The organism is Flavobacteriales bacterium (assembly GCA_016124845.1).
Taxonomy (GTDB): Bacteria; Bacteroidota; Bacteroidia; order UBA10329; family UBA10329; genus UBA10329.
The window spans coordinates 1-17401 of sequence record WGMW01000025.1 but is presented as its reverse complement, the minus strand read 5'-3'; the positions used below and the strand labels follow the sequence as shown (position 1 = coordinate 17401).

Genomic DNA, 17401 nt, shown 5'->3' with positions numbered 1-17401 from the left:
GCAATGTGACCGATGAGGTGATCATGCATTAAATTGAGAATCAGGATGTGGAGGATGGACAGGAAAGCGAGTTCAGGATAGATGGAGAGTGAGACTTCAGTCGGCTTACAGCCGATGTCCAAATCTACCGGCTTGTAGCCGGTAGTAGTTTAATTATATGCCCACGGGTTGATCCTTACGAAAAGATCTACGCCAGTTTTTCTGGGTGGCGATCCAATTTTCAGCAGAAAATGACGCCAGTCCCCATGCCTCTGACCAAATGCCGCTCATCTGTGAGGCCGTCAGCTGGTGGAAGATTTCCATTAAAAAACTGCGACCACACTCTCAACCCGATATGACACGACTACTTCAGAAAATAAATCAAGCACGAAAACGCGGCACTATGTGGCTAAGGCAAATTGTTTCATCGTACAATCAAAGAAATCGCTCAGGACCTGTTAGGAACTTTCATTCCGAAAATGTGACCGAAAGGCGAGGGCAGCACATACAATGGGCATGATTGCGAAAGCACACATGATCATCGTTGATTGGTCACAGAAAGAGTTCAAACTATGCACTTTAAGTGGATGTCGATTTCAGTTTCTAAATGTTGTGTTCATCATGGGGATTTGTTCGTATTTCCCTGTCCTGTCCGTTATTTCTTGGTAATGGAGGACGACTTGCAGTCGTCAATCAAACCATGGATCCGCAGTCCATAGTGGTTTAATTCACCGCCTCAACCGTATAGCCAGCGGTTTTCAATTGCTGGATCAACCCTTTTTCCCCCACCAGATGCATGGCGCCCACGGCAAAGAATGTGGGGTTTTTAGCCACCTGCTCCGCAATAGATTTTACCCAACGGTCGTTGCGCTCGGTGAGTAGTTTGGCTTCCATGGCATCGAAACTCTCATCTTCTTCGGTGCTTTTTTCCAGTTCGTGAAGGTCTTGTGCCAAGTAAGCATCCAACATTTCATTGTAATCGCGTAGTATGCTGGCGGTGTTCTTCTTCAGGTCTTCCATCTGCTCTTCGATGGAAACGCCTGAAACGATATCCATCTGCTCTTTCAACGTTTCGAGGCCGATGATCGGTTTCTTATCCTTTTTGGCCATGGAAGAAAGTTCCTGTTCATACATCTTCACTTTGCCTAAAAGGTCAGTAAGAATGAGTCCGCTGATGTAGATGGGACGGATCTTCGAATACTTCTCGATTTTCTTGGCTTTCAGTCCCAAGGAATCGACAAAGGCAGATGTAAGTGCCGCATACTCATCATCGGTCATGTAATCCTTCCAGCTTTTTCCATCGGGCATGATCATGGCCGTGGCCATTTTCATCTGCTCGGCAAATGGAATGTCCAACTCGGCTTCAAGCGCAAGCGTCTCACTTTCATTCAACGCTGCCTGCATCTTATCGGTAAAGAAATACTTGTCTTCAGGCAGCATGTGGATGGTTCCGAAGAGATACGATGGTTTGCTGATGCCGTTTCCACTTATTTTCCAAAGTAATGAGTTGGCATCCTGCGCCAAGCTTCCGAAAGCGGATCCGATAATGAAAACAGTGGCCGCGAGGCCCGTGTAAATTCTGTTCATGGTGGTTATTCTATCGATTCGTTAATGATACGGCACGCTTCAGCAATTTCATCATCAGTAATGGTCAATGGCGGAGCAATGCGCATCGCGCTATCACAAAAAAGGAACCAATCTGTGACCATGCCATTTTCGATGCAGCGGTCGATGGCAGGAAACAACTGGTCGCTGTCGCGAAGTTGAATCGCTAACATCAGTCCTTTGCCTCGGATCTCTCTTATTTCCTCATGATCGAGAAGTTTTCTGAAGAGTTGTCCTTTTCGCTCAGCCTCGGCTGCAAGGTTGTTTTCGAGTATGACAGATAGACAGGCTTCTCCTGCTGCGCACGAGACAGGATGACCACCGAATGTGGTGATGTGTCCTAAAATGGGGTTGTGGCTCAACGTTGACATCAGCTCTTTCGAGGCAACAAACGCACCGATTGGCATGCCGCCTCCCATGCCTTTTGCCAAAAGCAGTATGTCGGGTACAACATCAAAATGTTGAAATGCGAACATTTTGCCTGTACGACCAAACCCGCATTGGATCTCATCGAGTACGAGCAATGCTCCAGTTTCGGTGCATTTCTCACGCAGCGCGATCATAAACTGCTGTGTAGGAACGCGGATGCCTGCTTCGCCCTGTATGGTTTCCAAGAAAACTGCGGCTGTGTTTTCGGTGATGTTCTGTAGTCCTTCCACATCATTCAGCCGAATGTGAAATGTCTCTGGAAGAAGCGGGTAGAAGGGATGCTTGAACTGTTCATTTCCCATCAGGCTCAACGCCCCATTACTGCTTCCATGGTAGGCATTTTCAAAACTGATGAGTTCTTTTCGTCCTGTGGCTTTCTTGGCCAGTTTGATGGCTCCTTCAACGGCTTCGCTTCCTGAATTCACAAAATAGATCGAGTTCAGTTGTTCGGGTAGGATGGAGGTGAGCGCATCTGCAAAACGTACCTGTGGCGATTGAACATATTCGCCATAAACCATTAGATGCAGATGCTTGTCGGCCTGATCTTTTATGGCCTCCACCACTTTCGGATGTCGGTGTCCAATATTACTTACCGAAATACCCGCGATGAGATCCAAGTACTTCTTGCCTTTCGGGTCATACATATAAACTCCTTCCGCACGCTCAATTTCCAATCCGATGGGACTTTCGGAAGTGGGTGCCAAATGGCGTAACAAGCGTTCTCGTTCGGTGGGCATGCGGCAAATGTGGGCAAAAAAAAGGGAAGCTTTCGCCTCCCTTTTCCATGATTCTTATTCAGTTACTTACTTGCTTCCTTTCAAGGTAACGTGGAATTTGATAATGTCGTCAATGGCCTTGTCGCCAAGGTCATCAAAGAAAGATCCTGAGCCGTAACGCACATCATATTTTGAACGGTCAACCTCAATATCGGCTGTTGCCGTAATGGTTCCATCGGTGTTCTGAACAACCTTAACGGGAAACGTCACCTCGTGCGTAATGCCTTTGATGGTGAGATTTGCTTTCAACTTGTCGCCCTCAACTCCAGAAATGGCAAGGTTGGCGACTTTGTGCTTATCCACCCCGAAAAAATCTTCGCCCTTCAAGTGGCTCTCCAGTTTCTCTTTCATACCACCTTCAAGGTCGGTCACATTGATAGTGGTCATGTCGATGGCGAACTTTCCGTTAGAGATAACACCACCTGTGAACTGAAGCCCACCTTCCATGAGGTTTACGGTTCCGGTATGCTGTTTACCGGTGATCTTAGAACCTGACCACTCGATCTTGCTTGCGGTTGGATCGATACGGTAAAACCCGTCAATGTCGGTGACTGGTTTGAATGCTGCAAGCACCATAAATGCAACGATGCCTGAGAGAATTGAAATTTGCTTTTTCATGTTTTTGGTCTATTTGGATTTTAATCGATGTCGAAACACTAAACTACAAGACTATTTGAATGTTCAAGGGTTGCTTACAATAAATCGGCCAACAAGTTTACGGTCTTTGTCTGCAAGGTAATAGAGGCCGCTGGCCAGATTCTGAACATTGACAGCGAACTTGGTGCGGGCATTCGGGTTGATCGATTGCAGAACCGTTCTACCATAGGCATCGAAAAGGACCAAATTCTTGGGAACGGCCTTCGAGCGGAACTTCACATTCACTACATCACTTGTCGGATTCGGATACACGGACACCGAAACATCTTCACTCTCAAATTCCTTGATGCCTACATTGATGATGTTTCGTGTGTCTGATTCCCACAGTCCGCGGCCAAATGTGGCTGCTCGGATAACATTGGCCGATTCGTGAATTTCCAGTTCACTTACAATTACATTCGGAAGTCCGGTCATAAATGGTTCCCATTCTGTCAGCGTTTCGTCCCAATAATAAACACCGACATCAGTTCCCACATACACACCTCCTGTGCTGCTTCGTTCAATCTCAATACAGTTTACAGGTAGGTTGGGCAGGTTCATGCTCATGTTCTCCCAAGTTTGGCCTGCATCCTGCGAGCGGAACACTTTCCTGCCATCTGTGTAACCGGAATACGTTACCCAAATGGTGTTCTCGTTCAGTGGGTCAAATGCCACATAGGTCATGCTCCCAGAAGGAAGGCCCGTTTTGATGTTGTCCCAGGTTCCTCCAAGGTCTTTGGTCAAACGTAGAACGCTCTTCGTTCCGGCCACAATATATTCCGTGTTTGTGTTTGCGACATCGAGTAGCGTCATCGGTCCCGAATTGATGGAGGTAAGTATCGGAGAGAGTTCATACCAATCAAATCCTTGATTGTCCGATCGATATACCTTGCCTCCGGTTGCAGCATACACCACTTCCGGGTTTCCCGGTTCTAACATGAATGGCGTGACCCACGCTCCGGCCGCTGGTGCAATATCATCAGTAAAATTGTTGCCACCGTCATCACTATAATGCAGTTCGCCATTTTGAATGGTGCAGTACATGATATTCGAATTCTCGGGATGGATCATTGTTTCCATGCCATCGCCACCAAAAACTGCCTGCCACTGGTTCTGTTTCCAACGAAATGTGCCATTGTCCTGTGCACCTCCAAGAACAATAGTTGGGTCTGAAGGAGCATTTGATAACCGATAGAACTGCGTGATGGACATGCCCGAACTCAAACTTTCATAACCATTGAAGTAGTAGGATCTACGGTACAGTCCGCCATCGCAACCTGCATAGAATTGTCCGGTTATGGCGTTATACTCCAATCGATGTTGATCGGCATGCACGTAAATTCCATTGGCGGCAAACCAATGAGCCTCCAGGTAAAAGTTTGCGCCAGCATTGGTCGATTTCCAGATGTTGATACCACCCACGCGTATTTCATTCGGGTCGGTTGGCGAAACTGCCAATTCCATCGAGTACCAGCCTTGCCCTCCGGGATCGGAACCGTATTGGTCGCCAGCCATCATGTTCGGACTGTCCGACATCAATGTCCAAGTTGCACCAGCATCCTGCGAACGGTAAAAGCCTTCGTGGGCTGAGTTTCCATCACAGGCCAAGAGATATACTGTGTTTGGAGCAGCGGGTGTAACTGCGATCTTGGTTCGCCCTATTTCAGAGGTGTTCAGTCCAGAAGTTGAAGCAGACCACGTTTGGCCGTTATCGTAAGAGACGTAGAATGGCGGTGCAGACAAAGAAACCGTGCTGGCGTAAACCGTATCATGATTGTCCGGTTTGAACTCAAGGTCGCAGTAATTTCCGCTAAGTACCTGCTGCCAAGTTTCGCCGGCATCTTCGGTTCTGTAAATACCATTTGTTGCTGCCGCGATGAGCACATTGGTGTTGTCGGTGTCCAGGATCAACCTGCGGATATTTCTACCATCACTTAACGGAAAGCTGAGCCCTGTGCTGTCCCATGTAAAACCACCGTCTGAACTCCTAAGAACACCGAAAGTGTAAGTGTCGCTCGAACTCTCATCACCTGTACTGAGGTACATCGTGTCGGTGTTGTGTGGGTTGATGACAATTTCCGAAACACCGATGTTCGGAAGGTCGTCCGTCAGTGGCTCCCACGATTGTCCATTATCGTTCGATTTCCAAAGGCCACCGGAAGGAGCTCCGGCCCATAGTTGGTTTGTGTCTGTTGGGTGAAACGCGATGGCCGAAAGCCGCCCGATGGAATGCCCGTCACCGTTTACAGGTTCTTCAATGGGACCAATAAGCTGCCAGTTGCCATTTGCGCCCCGATACTGCTTTTGCAATTGTGCGCGCTTTATCTCTTCGTAAACGATGCGTTGGTTTGGCACTTTGCCGTGGTCATTCAAGCGGTATTCCTTGAACCATTCCCAGCGTTTGAACTGCTTCCATCCAGAACCTTTCGGGCCAGGTTGATCACCGAACTCATTGTAAAAGGCTTCTTGAACCTGTTGGAAATCCACGGAGGGATCTCCCATCATTTCGCGCCAATCCTGAGCCGTGGATCGTACCGAAACGAGTACGGCTACAAAGAGCAGGGCAACGCCAACATGTAATTTCATTCTTGATTTTTTTTGGAACCCTCGTAAATATCGTAGCGCGCCAAACGGCATTCGATGGAACCATTGTAGAGTTCCTTTTTACTTGTTGTGCGCAATCCGACCCTTTTCAATGCACTCAGGTTTCCCGTGATCATAAAACAGGAGAAACCTTTCCAGTTCTGTTTGAAGGCATCTCCAATATTCTTGTAAAGTTCGTCAATATCTTCCTTGTTCATTCGGTCGCCATAAGGCGGATTGAGAATCAAAGTGCCACGCGTTTCCGATGGCTTCAGTTCAAGGAATTCCTGATGAGAAACTTGAATTTCATCTTCCAGTTCTGCACCGTAAACATTTTTCTTGGCCTTGGCCACCACATTGGCGCTGGCATCCGAAGCATAGATCTTCAATGGTGCATCCGAAATGCGCTCCATCGAACTGTCAATGATCGTGTCGAACAGTTTCTGGTCGAAATCTGCCCACTTTTCAAATGCCCAACCTTGCTTTCGGAAAAGTCCTGGTGGCATGTTCAAGCCTTTGATGGCCGCTTCAATGGCAATGGTTCCAGAACCGCACATGCCATCATATAATGGTGTGATCGGATCCCAACCCGAAAGCTCTACAATTCCGGCTGCCAGCACTTCGTTGATCGGTGCCTGACCAGTTATCTGGCGATAGCCGCGCATGTGCAGCGAATCTCCTGTGGAATCGAGCGATATGATCACTTTTTCGCCCGCAATATGAACATGGAGCGGAAGGTCTGGATTGTCCGTGTCCACGTTCGGACGCTCGCCTGTTTTTTCGCGGATGCGGTCAACGATCGCATCCTTGGCTTTCAGCGCCATGAATTTGGAATGCGTGAACGTGTTGGAATGCACGGCCGAGCGGATGGCAAGCGTTTGGTCTTTCGTCAGCAGTTTTTCCCATGGATAAGATTTGATCCTTCCGTAATATTCTTGCTCATCACGCGCCACGAACTCTTTGATCGGTTTCAGCACACGTAGCGCAAAGCGCGAACGGAAATTCACCTTATAGATAAAGCCAAGGTCGCCTTTGAAATAAACCGCACGATTGCCCATTTCGACCTCTCTCGCCCCGAAAGAACTAAGCTCGTTTGCCAGAATCTCTTCCAAACCTGGAAGCGTGGTGGCCGTAAGTTGAAAAACCTCTGCGCTCACCTTATAGACATTGAGGTGAAAGGAGCATTTTCCAAGCGTCCTCGATCTTACCTTCACTCAAGAGCTTGTGGGCATTTTTGTGCAGCATGCGTTCCACCTGTTTTGGGTTAAGGTGATACTCGCGAAGCAGTTCTTTCACATTGGGTTGCTCGTAGAATGCATGAATGTCTGCATCGCTTGGCAATTCTGGACTCATAGCTAACATGCCAAGGTCATTTCCTGTCAGAACCGTGCTGTTGCGGATGTTTTCGGGAAGCGAATCAACGCCCATTCCAACTACGCGGCCCGGCTTGGGAACTTCGAAGACAGCCTCGCCATGTGCACGACAATACCAGTTCTTTCCCATTCGCGCCACGAGGTCGAGTTTCTGCGGATCCACACTTCCGTCATCCTCAAAAACATCTTCCGCATAATGCATTCTCACCACTTCCGAGACCACGAGATTCCCCGCACCTCCGTGCTCTCCCAAATGGATCACTTCCCTCACTTTACATTCAAATTGAACGGGAGATTCCTTCACACGGAAAGGTTTTACAACATCCGATGCGATGGGTGTCAGACCTGCCTTTTCAAATTCGTTCACACCATCAGCATATTCGCAACTGGCCAAATTCATTTGGTGAAGGATACCGTAACTCACCACATTGATCACGCACTCCTTCGTCACTTCCACATTATCCAATGTATGCTTGGTGGTGTTGCCATGCACCCTGCGGGCAGGGGAGAAGATGGCAATGGGTGGATTGGCACTGAACACGTTGAAGAAGCTGAATGGTGCCAAATTCGGCTTCCCATCTGCATCGACCGTACTCACAAAGGCAATTGGTCGTGGAGCAATGGCGCTCAGGAGCAATCCATGCAATTGCGGGGTTTCCATTTCTGATGGCGTGTAGCTTCTCATGTACGTTCAGTTTGAAGCGCAAAGGTACGCGCCTCATATTATCTGTTGTGTGAAATAAATATGGTTTGATATTTCGAAAAGAGAATTACCTTTGCGCTCCCGTTTTTCGGGGAGGTTCTTTTGAATTTTTGCGGATGTGGTGAAATTGGTAGACACGCCAGACTTAGGATCTGGTGCCGCGAGGTGTGTGGGTTCGAGTCCCTCCATCCGCACAAAAATGAAAATGAATGGGTTGATATGGGGCGAGAAGTTTATCCCGATGAAGCGAAGCGGATATCGGGAAGTCCCTCCATCCGCACTTTAAAACAAAGAGGGAACTGTTGAAAAGCGGTTCCCTTTTTTGCTAACGACAATCTGTAAATGAGCACAATGAACATTACCAAGGAGACCATTGATGAACTGAACGCACGGGTAACCATCAAATTGGAGCCTGCCGATTACCAACCTCAGGTTGAGAAGACCTTGAGAGAACACGCCAAGAAGGCGAGCATGCCAGGCTTCCGTCCTGGAAAAGTTCCCGTTGGTGTGGTGAAGAAAATGTACGGTCCATCTGTGTTGGTGGATGAGGTGAACAAGATGCTCGGAAATAAATTGTACGAGTACATTGGAGAAGAGAAATTGGAGATCCTCGGAAATCCGCTTCCTTCAGAATCAGTTATGCCAAAGGCAGATTGGGAAAATCCTGCTGAGATGGAGTTCACGTACGATCTTGGCCTTGCTCCTAAGATTGACCTCGATCTTGGTAAGAAGTTCAAGTTCGATTATTTCGTGATTGAACCGACAGCAAAAGACATTGAGAGTTCGTTGGAGAACATCTCCAAGCGAAATGGAGAAATGGTGGAGCACGATACCATTGCTGATGGCGATCTGGTGAAGGTACAATGGGTGGAACTTAACGAAGATGGTAGCATCAAAGAAGGTGGTGTGCTGCACGTATCAAGCATCTCCTTGGATGAGAAATTGGCCGAAAAGTCGAGAAAGCAGCTTATCGGAAAGAAGCTTGGTGACGTTGTGACTGTTGCGTACACCGATTTCTCGAACCACGAAGGGGATGCTGCGGCCATGTTGGGCGTGAAGAAGGAAGATCTGGCCAATGTGAACAAGGATTTCAAGATCACCATTGAGACCATTCAGCGATTGAAGCCAGCTGAGTTGAATGAAGACCTTTTCAAGCGCATGTATCCGGATGGTTCGGTTACCAATTTGGATGAGCTGAAAGAGCGTATCAAGAAGGATTACACGGAGTATTTCTCAAAAGAAAGTGACCGTAAGTTGAAAAATGATATGGTGGTCGATCTGTTGAAGAACACCAAGATCGAACTGCCAGATGAATTTTTGAAGCGTTGGTTGACAACCGTTGGGGAGAAAAAGCCGACCAAAGATCAGATCGAACAGGAATATCCAAACTACCGTGATGGTCTGAAATGGCAGTTGATCGAGAACAAGGTGATCCGCGATAATGACATCAAGGTTTCGCACGAAGAGTTGACAGATGGAATCCGCGCTCAACTGCACCAGCAGCTTGCCTACTATGGCATGCAGCAGGCCGATGATGAGATCATGGAAGACATGGTTCAGAAGTTCATGAAGCGGGAGGATGAAGTGCGCAAGATGAATGACCAGCTGTATGACGAGAAAGTGATGGAGTTCTTCAAGAGCAAGGCCACTTTGAACGAAAAGAAAGTGAGCAGCGAAAAGTTCTACGAAACGTTGGCAAAAGAGAACAGCTAACGGTTAATAACCCGAACATTTACCAAGTGCCGAGTGTTGCCATTAATTGCGATATTCGGCACTTGTCGTATATGACATTAACAAACAGATAAAGCACGGAGAAATGGACGGATACGAATTCAGAAAATACGCGATCAAGCACAAAGGCATCAGCAGCACAACATTCGATAGTGTGATCAGCTCGATGACACCTTATATTATTGAGGAACGCCAACTCAATGTGGCACAAATGGACGTGTTCTCACGTTTGATGATGGATCGCATCATTTTCCTCGGAACAGGAATTGATGACACGGTGGCCAATATCATTCAAGCACAGCTTTTGTTCTTGGAAAGTGCGGATGCGAAAAAGGATATTCAGGTTTATCTGAACTCACCAGGTGGATCGGTCTATGCTGGATTGGGTATTTACGACACCATGCAGTACATCGCGCCAGATGTGGCTACCATATGTACTGGAATGGCCGCTTCCATGGGTGCCGTTCTCCTTTGTGCTGGTACTAAAGGCAAGCGAACTGCGTTGAAGCACTCACGTGTGATGATACACCAACCGCTGGGAGGTGCGCAAGGACAAGCTTCTGATATTGAGATCACAGCACGCGAGATCGCTAAATTGAAAAAGGAACTGTACGACATCATTGCCACGCATTCTGGCCAGCCTTACGACAAGGTTTGGGAAGACAGCGACCGCGACTATTGGATGACCTCAGAAGAGGCCAAAGAGTACGGAATGATCGATGAAGTTCTGGTTAGAACAAAATAAACGCGTAAATTGAAGCCGATTAGGTAAAATCGGGGTAAACCCGATTTTACCGTTTAGGAATTTGGAGAATGAAAGCAAGTAAGGACAGAGATCACATCAAATGTTCGTTCTGCGGACGAGACAAACAGGATACAGCGGTACTAATCGCGGGAATCAACGGTCACATTTGCGACAGGTGCATAGCGCAGGCATATCAGATTGTGAATGAGGAATTTGCAAGCAAGCAGAACAACAAACACAGTCATGCGCTCAATCTACTGAAGCCAAGAGAAATCAAGGCGTTTTTAGACGAGTATGTCATTGGTCAGGATCAGGCCAAGAAAGTGCTGTCTGTGGCCGTTTACAACCACTTTAAGCGCTTGGTGCAGAAGCCAGATAGCGAGTCGGATAATGTGGAGGTAGAGAAGTCGAACATCATTCTTGTTGGCAGAACAGGAACTGGGAAAACACTTTTGGCAAGAACCATCGCCAAAATGCTGAACGTGCCTTTCTGCATTGCTGATGCAACGGTTCTTACGGAGAGTGGCTATGTGGGGGAAGATGTGGAAAGCATCCTAAGTCGTTTGCTTCAAGCTGCTGATTACGATCAGGCTGCTGCCGAAAAAGGCATCGTTTTCATTGACGAGATCGATAAGATCGCCCGCAAAGGAGACAACGCTTCCATTACACGTGATGTTTCTGGTGAAGGTGTGCAGCAAGGTTTACTGAAGTTGTTGGAAGGTTCGGTTGTCAATGTTCCGCCACAGGGTGGACGAAAGCACCCAGAACAGAAAATGGTGCCGGTCGATACCAAGAACATCTTATTTGTTTGTGGAGGTGCATTTGATGGTATTGAAAAGCTGATCGCCAAGCGAATGAAAAAGCAGACCATCGGTTATGCTTCGCACAACAGCCGTGAAGAGATCGATGAGGACAACTTGCTTCAGTACATCTCTGCGCAGGACATCAAGCAGTTCGGGCTTATCCCCGAATTGATCGGGCGTTTACCTGTTGTCACACATCTCAACCCGTTGGATGCCGATGCGCTGAAGCGAATTCTTACCGAGCCGAAGAACGCACTGACCAAGCAGTACAAGAAGCTGTTCGGGATGGATGACATCGAGTTGGAAATTGAAGACGGTGTACTGGATTTTGTGGTGGAGAAAGCCATTGAATTCAACTTGGGTGCCCGTGGTCTCCGTTCCATTATCGAAGCTATTCTTATTGATGCGATGTTCGACCTGCCATCAACAGATGATAAACACATGGTGGTGACGCGCGAGTACGCAGAAGAGAAACTTTCGAACTCGACTATCAGCAAGCTGAAGGCGGCTTGATGCCGAAGAATTTAAGCTGAAAGAGGAAAGGCGAACCAGATGGTTCGCCTTTTTTAGTCATATAGTTCTAAAAGTGTTGGTTTGGGTAGGCAATAATTATGTAAAGAATGATTACCGATGAAAGCTTGATTTTAATAACATGAGTTGAACAATCGTTTTGTCCTAATTAATTGCTTTGGAATTTCAATAACTCCCCATAGATCCACCCTTTCTGATTAGAAGTCTTTACTCGATACCAATTTTGATGTGGTAATTTTTCTACATCCTTTGCTGCAATCCAGCCAATGGCCGTGTATCCACTTACCTTAGTTTCTATTCGTAGTGCGTTACCAGTCTGTGATGAATTAAGAATTTTCACGGGCCTATATTTTCCAAGCAGTAGCGAGTCAGATTCTGAGAATAAAGTTGCGGCCTCTTTTGTTAAGCCCCAATCATCACAGTATCGGATGCTTATAGAGTCGGTCACATTTATTTGAAAGCCACTATCTAGTTGAGTGATAATCCCTGAGTTAAAATCTGGCTGTATTCTGAGAAGGACATCTGAACCTACTGTATTCGCATATTTTAGGACCGATTCTTTGTAGTTAGGTATCGGTTCAACGAAAACAGTATCACGCACCACTACCACATTGATTTTTCTCGAATCCTCTTCGTTCATAGGTCTTATGCATGATGATATAAGTAACATAATGGTTATTGTAGTTACAAAGGGTAAATGCAGCTTCATTTCGGGATTTTTGTAATTCTTACGTGATATTGTCCAGTTCCATTAACGTTTGAACTGAACGAACCGATACTAACTCTGTATAGTTTGTCACACACGGTTATTTTCCAGTCGTTATCAGTTTCGTGAATATTTTCAAAAGGAATTGGGCCCTCAGCAGTACAAATTTGACCTGTCGCCTCTCTATCTGTTAGGTCATGAATTACCATTGCGATTGAGGATACAGGGTCGAAGAAAATCTCGTTGACAAATACAAATTTGTCCGTGTCATGGAACACCTTTTCTTCAAAACATACCGACTGTGGTATTGGCATTCTCTGAATTGAATCCCAAAGCGAGTTAATGGAGTCCTTGTAATTTACAATAGTCCCATCAGTTATCTGTGCAAGTTGTTTCAACTCCTCAAGATTTTTACAGCAGTTTGCAGTTTCAGAGTCTGTGTGATTCGGGGTTTTGATTTTGCTTACCGTAGTGTCTTCAGGTTGAACCAAATGGTATTCCAGAGCTCCGTCTTCGCTCATCTTAAAGTTGATGCTATTAACACCTTGAGCGTCTAAGGTTTTGACTCCAAACCATGCAATTAGCCAAGGACTTGCAATGGCTGAAAAAAGCATGCAGATAAGCGTAAGAAGACCTCTTGTTAGCCAAAAGTTTTTAGGGTTTGATTCGCCCGACATAATGTTGCTATTTCTATAATGGAATTCCCTGATTCTAATGCAATGCCTAACTGATGCTAAGACGATAGCTCCGTTAGTTGAGTAACTAAGAAATAATGTCAATTGGAAGTTCAGCGATTGCTTTATTTCCGCAACGGATAATAACTTGTTTATAAGGACATTTTCCAACCACCACCGTATCGTATCTGGCTTCTTGCCAGTTGACCATCCTTGGCCAAATACCAGGTTTCTGTATCAATATCAGTTATAGAAAAAGAATGGTATCATTAAAGTCTGTTGTGTTTGGTATTACTAGCTTGGCCTCTACCCCCAAGTTGGGCACTTCCACATCTATTTTGGCGTGAAGCGTATCAGGTTTTGGCGGCATAATATTCAGCCATGCGTAGCCGTCTTTGGCTTTTATGTATTTACAGGATGTTACGGTTGATTCTTCTGCGATAAGTGTTTCCATCTGCTATTGATTGAGTTGGTTTATTTTTTCGGTTTTGCTGGTGCATTGCCTCTTCCTGGACCCGATGGCTTACCAGGGGTTTTACTTGGCCAGTTAGGATTTGGCGGAGTACTGGGCTGTGGTGGTTTTGGAGTGGTGGGTTGGGGTGTTTTGCTCATTTTGACTGCTATTTATGTTGGTTTTATGCTATCTCTACAGTAGCTGCGATGAATGCATCTGTTATTTTCTTGTTATCGGTGAACCATTCACACACGAGGTCGCCAATTGAGTAACCTTGGTCGCGGTAGTACTCCTCTTCTTCATTGGATGTGTGGGTACCTATCACTTTTTTGACGGTCATTTCTGGCCCTCCTGATTTTAGTATGACTATGTCTCCTTGGTTGAAATTCATTTTGTTTTGATTGTTAGTTGGCTTTTTCGGTTAAACTGATTCCCAAATACTCATGAAACTCATTGCTTCGCCTTCAAGTAAGCTTAGGTGATCGGTGTCAAGTTTGGTTTTTTCATATAGTTTCTTGTTGGGTATATCCAGTATGGCAAACCGGACCTCTTTAAGGTTTTTCCTTTTCAGTTGGGTGTTCATCAGCAGAAGGATGAGGTCAACCTTGTTCTGAGAAAGCTTGTCCGCTTTGAAGTAGAGTTTAATGACGTATGGATGCCCATTGATCACTAACCCTATTTCAGGGTTGATTTTTACTTCCAGTCCGTTGAACTTCCAAGTTTTGGAAGGTGGATCGAACCATTCAATGTCTTTTCTTCCAAGAAAACTCTTGTATTGTTTTACCAGCTGAGGATAGAGGTTCAGTTTCTTTTTATCCGTAATGGACGATACGACAGCATCCAGCTTTTTCTTGTCAGAATCTGATTCGTGCATTTCGATGATCGCTTCTCGGAGTGGTCGCCAAAAATCCTTTGAAGGGTGGTATTCTTCACGTTCCTTGATTTGCTTTACCTTGGTGAATTTGGTGCTCCCGACCTTGGTCACGTACTCTATGAAATCTGTCAACGAAATATTGGCCATTTCTATTGGTCTATCTGTTCAACGTTTAGCCGTTAATCCCCCGGCTCGTGTTTGTGCGGTTTCAGCTTAGGGTGTTTGGGCTTGGTCTCTGGTCGTACACGTCTTCTTCTGTCGTCCGTGCCGTCATCCTTTTTAGGTTTCGGCCCTGGTTTTATTGCTTCCATTGTTTCCATTTCGGTTTGTTTTTAGTATTACATGTTCACTTGATTCTCTTAAAAAGCCAGCCCGTGCCATCGGTCTTCTTGCCGTATTCGAAGCGATGCGGGTGCTTCTTTTTAATCGCGTTGACCACATACCTCGGAGAGCTTTTGGCCTTCCACTCTTCGTTGGGCATAAAGAGTATTTCGCCTACCTCTAACTGGAGCAGCATTACGCGAAGCATGGTGTTCCGTCCCCTCACTATCGGAAGCACCTCTGGTATTTCGTCCTTGCTGAGCTTTCTCATGTGTCTCAATGCATATTATCTACAGTCATTTTGCAACTTGAATTCAGCTTGCGCCTAACCCAACTTCAGTATGAAGCAACCTAATTTCGGTTTGTTGTATCTCATCTTCAGTTATAGCTGACCTAATTGCACATTGAGTTATCCTATCTTCATCTTTTGGTAGCATATCTTCAGTTCAGCGTAGCTTAATGTTGCTTTGGTGTAGCTCATCTTCAGTTATCTGAAAGTCTTGGCGGATGATCGATCAGATCTTCTGCATCGCCTACCGATCAACGCTGCTATGTGGTACCTGATGTATCAGGGTCAGAAGGACTCGGGTTCTGTGGCCCCTGTCCTTCAAAGGCACCTTTCAGCCCGTCATACACCACTTGCGCCCCGGCCACATTGTCTGCGCGGTATTTTTCTGCGTTGTCGTATTGGTCTCGCATAAACTTATAGGTGAAATGTCCTGCCACCATCTGTAGTTCCTCTACTTTTTCGGTGGCTTCGCTCAACTTGGTCAGTACTTCGAACATGAAACCATACGTAGCGAGGTCTTTTGCGGCAAGGTCATGCTGGTAGGCAAGTCCGTTCAGGTTCGGATAATCGACCCCGTATTCGGCAACAGACTTGAGCACGTACGGTGCCCGCTCATCACTAACGGTCGAGAGCGATGCGCGCTCCTCGTTGCTCATATTGAAGCTGACCTTACCTTCAATGGTGTCGATAATGGTCTGAGCCGCTGCTTTCATGGCATCGACCTCCGCGGCTGTGAATTCGACACCCAATTGTAATGGAATTGGCATGGTTTATCGGTTTTTAGGTGTTAATGATAGATTTCGGTTACTTGGTCGTTCTTTCAATCTCATTCTACTGAATCTTCAAATCCAAAAATGGAGTAGTCAACGAACATGTTGCCTGTCAGGTCAGGAACGTCCTGTTTATCTCGACTTCCATGCAGATAATGCTCCCTTCTGTTAAGGCTCATCATCATCAGCCCGATCATATCATCTCTATCGTTCTTAAAAATCTCGGCCACCTTCTCAGCCACTGTTTGCACTATGACTGTGACCGCACCTATCACAGGATTTGAAACCGCTGCGATGGTGGTGACCGCTGAGACCAGATTTTCAATGGTGTCATCAGTAAGGATGGCAGAAACCAAGGCAGCATTGTCTCTTGTTCGATCATCAAGTTCAATGGCCACGAACTGCCAATTGAAATCCTGTGGTATTGCCTGAGTTTGATACAGTACATAACCAGCATCTCCGAAAAACAACTGATGCTTATCGCGGATATTATGAACTGGAATCATTACCCGGCTGCTCACAACCTGACTTACGGCTTCGGTTATCATTCTCTTTTTCTCTGCACTATCAATGGTATCCATGAAACCGCTCAGTGCAGGAAGTTGCGTGTCTCCAGTGGTAATGAAGCTTATAAGTTGCACTTCGGCCTTTCCAATTGCTTCTCGGTTGTTGAGAATTTTCAACTTGTTGATTCTGAAATAGAACATGTTCGTGATTTTTCTATTGTGCCTACTCTGTATGCTTTTCGGCTTCCGCTGTCATATTGTATTATGCAAGCTCTTGAACGATGCAACCGACCGCATATGGTACGGAGTATTCACGTTGCTCAGTCCTGTCGTAGTCATGTCCAAATCCTAATAAATGGCAATATTCATGTGCATAATGCCCAGCCAGTTCTTTCACCGAAGATCCTTTGATAAATCGCCATTTGGTTATGATCTCACCGTTGTCAGCATCAGCATGACCGATGGCGGGGCCAAAAGGCCACCCTTTTCTATAGGCCCGAAGATGGAGGTCAGCCGCATGATTCTTGCCCTCAAATGCAATCTCTGACCCAGCTATTAGGCTTTCAAGGATCTGCGCATTGGTCAGGCCCTGGTTGTCTGCAAACTGTTCTTTGTCCTTCCATTTATGATGAAGTACTCTATTCTTGAACTCCTGAGAGTTGAACACGTTGATAAAAAGTGCCGCTGCTTCACGAGCCTTATCCTCGTAGTCATCGTACTTTTTGATGGATTTTATGTTTATGGTGAACACTTTCATTATATGTTATTGCTTATAATGATTATCCGCAAAGTTACCCTAAAGCAAATTGATTCCATCGGAACATAAGGGCGAATCGCATCAGGCGGTCGAACAGATTCTTGGCAAACCGTCCGTTGAGTTTGAAGATGAATTCGTCCAGATAGCATTGGAGGT

19 protein-coding genes and 1 tRNA gene are annotated in these 17401 nt (G+C 46.1%); 5 read left to right on the top strand and 15 right to left on the bottom strand.

Going from position 1 to position 17401, the window contains the following annotated elements; genetic code table 11:
* Positions 1-702: 702 nt before the first annotated feature.
* The 6 genes from GC178_10310 to GC178_10285 all read right to left on the bottom strand — a co-directional run bounded on the left by GC178_10310 (position 703) and on the right by GC178_10285 (position 8066).
* Positions 703-1566 (bottom strand): hypothetical protein, encoded by an 864-nt coding sequence (locus tag GC178_10310; GenBank protein ID MBI1287960.1) that lies wholly within the window; start codon positions 1564-1566, stop codon positions 703-705.
* A 5-nt stretch (positions 1567-1571) separates the two neighbouring features.
* Positions 1572-2750: an aminotransferase class III-fold pyridoxal phosphate-dependent enzyme gene (locus GC178_10305; GenBank protein ID MBI1287959.1), complete on the bottom strand. Its 1179-nt coding sequence runs from the start codon at positions 2748-2750 to the stop codon at positions 1572-1574.
* A 66-nt stretch (positions 2751-2816) separates the two neighbouring features.
* Positions 2817-3407, bottom strand: coding sequence for a YceI family protein (locus tag GC178_10300; protein MBI1287958.1), 591 nt, complete (start codon positions 3405-3407; stop codon positions 2817-2819).
* A 63-nt stretch (positions 3408-3470) separates the two neighbouring features.
* Complete coding sequence (locus GC178_10295; protein MBI1287957.1) at positions 3471-6062, bottom strand: T9SS type A sorting domain-containing protein; 2592 nt, start codon at positions 6060-6062, stop codon at positions 3471-3473.
* Positions 6008-7066: a class I SAM-dependent RNA methyltransferase gene (locus tag GC178_10290; protein ID MBI1287956.1), complete on the bottom strand. Its 1059-nt coding sequence runs from the start codon at positions 7064-7066 to the stop codon at positions 6008-6010. The genes GC178_10295 and GC178_10290 overlap by 55 nt, the downstream gene beginning before the upstream one ends.
* A 100-nt stretch (positions 7067-7166) precedes the next feature.
* Positions 7167-8066, bottom strand: coding sequence for a flavin reductase family protein (locus GC178_10285; protein ID MBI1287955.1), 900 nt, complete (start codon positions 8064-8066; stop codon positions 7167-7169).
* Between the two features lie 130 nt (positions 8067-8196).
* Between GC178_10285 and GC178_10280 the strand changes: the two genes are divergently transcribed.
* From GC178_10280 to clpX, 4 genes are all read left to right on the top strand, one after another.
* Positions 8197-8278: transfer RNA gene (locus GC178_10280), tRNA-Leu, on the top strand.
* Between the two features lie 148 nt (positions 8279-8426).
* On the top strand, positions 8427-9797 hold the full coding sequence (gene tig / locus GC178_10275; GenBank protein MBI1287954.1) for a trigger factor: 1371 nt from the start codon (positions 8427-8429) through the stop codon (positions 9795-9797).
* A 103-nt stretch (positions 9798-9900) separates the two neighbouring features.
* Complete coding sequence (gene clpP, locus GC178_10270; GenBank protein MBI1287953.1) at positions 9901-10560, top strand: ATP-dependent Clp endopeptidase proteolytic subunit ClpP; 660 nt, start codon at positions 9901-9903, stop codon at positions 10558-10560.
* Between the two features lie 68 nt (positions 10561-10628).
* Positions 10629-11876, top strand: a complete 1248-nt coding sequence (clpX, locus tag GC178_10265; protein ID MBI1287952.1) for an ATP-dependent Clp protease ATP-binding subunit ClpX — start codon at positions 10629-10631, stop codon at positions 11874-11876.
* Between the two features lie 166 nt (positions 11877-12042).
* On the opposite strand, the gene GC178_10260 is transcribed toward clpX, so the two are convergent.
* The 3 genes from GC178_10260 to GC178_10250 form a co-directional block, all read right to left on the bottom strand.
* Positions 12043-12603 carry a hypothetical protein gene (locus GC178_10260; GenBank protein MBI1287951.1) on the bottom strand — a complete coding sequence of 187 codons (561 nt, stop codon included), beginning with the start codon at positions 12601-12603 and terminating at the stop codon, positions 12043-12045.
* The gene (locus GC178_10255) at positions 12600-13121 is read right to left on the bottom strand and encodes a hypothetical protein (GenBank protein MBI1287950.1); all 522 of its coding nucleotides are present in this window, start codon (positions 13119-13121) and stop codon (positions 12600-12602) included. The genes GC178_10260 and GC178_10255 overlap by 4 nt, the downstream gene beginning before the upstream one ends.
* 400 nt (positions 13122-13521) lie before the next feature.
* A complete protein-coding gene (locus GC178_10250; protein MBI1287949.1) occupies positions 13522-13728 on the bottom strand; it encodes a hypothetical protein in 207 nt (68 codons plus the stop codon).
* 6 nt (positions 13729-13734) lie between these two features.
* On the opposite strand from GC178_10250, the gene GC178_10245 reads away from it, so the two are divergent.
* Positions 13735-13929, top strand: coding sequence for a hypothetical protein (locus GC178_10245; GenBank protein MBI1287948.1), 195 nt, complete (start codon positions 13735-13737; stop codon positions 13927-13929).
* Here the strand turns inward: GC178_10245 and GC178_10240 are convergent.
* The 6 genes from GC178_10240 to GC178_10215 all read right to left on the bottom strand — a co-directional run bounded on the left by GC178_10240 (position 13910) and on the right by GC178_10215 (position 17245).
* Positions 13910-14119 carry a DUF2158 domain-containing protein gene (locus tag GC178_10240; protein MBI1287947.1) on the bottom strand — a complete coding sequence of 70 codons (210 nt, stop codon included), beginning with the start codon at positions 14117-14119 and terminating at the stop codon, positions 13910-13912. The genes GC178_10245 and GC178_10240 overlap by 20 nt on opposite strands.
* Positions 14120-14149: 30 nt before the next feature.
* Positions 14150-14749, bottom strand: coding sequence for a hypothetical protein (locus tag GC178_10235; GenBank protein ID MBI1287946.1), 600 nt, complete (start codon positions 14747-14749; stop codon positions 14150-14152).
* Between the two features lie 199 nt (positions 14750-14948).
* Complete coding sequence (locus GC178_10230; GenBank protein ID MBI1287945.1) at positions 14949-15194, bottom strand: hypothetical protein; 246 nt, start codon at positions 15192-15194, stop codon at positions 14949-14951.
* A 278-nt stretch (positions 15195-15472) separates the two neighbouring features.
* Positions 15473-15979 carry a hypothetical protein gene (locus GC178_10225; GenBank protein MBI1287944.1) on the bottom strand — a complete coding sequence of 169 codons (507 nt, stop codon included), beginning with the start codon at positions 15977-15979 and terminating at the stop codon, positions 15473-15475.
* 59 nt (positions 15980-16038) lie between these two features.
* Complete coding sequence (locus GC178_10220; GenBank protein MBI1287943.1) at positions 16039-16689, bottom strand: hypothetical protein; 651 nt, start codon at positions 16687-16689, stop codon at positions 16039-16041.
* A 61-nt stretch (positions 16690-16750) separates the two neighbouring features.
* The gene (locus GC178_10215) at positions 16751-17245 is read right to left on the bottom strand and encodes a hypothetical protein (protein MBI1287942.1); all 495 of its coding nucleotides are present in this window, start codon (positions 17243-17245) and stop codon (positions 16751-16753) included.
* Between the last annotated feature and the right edge of the window lie 156 nt (positions 17246-17401).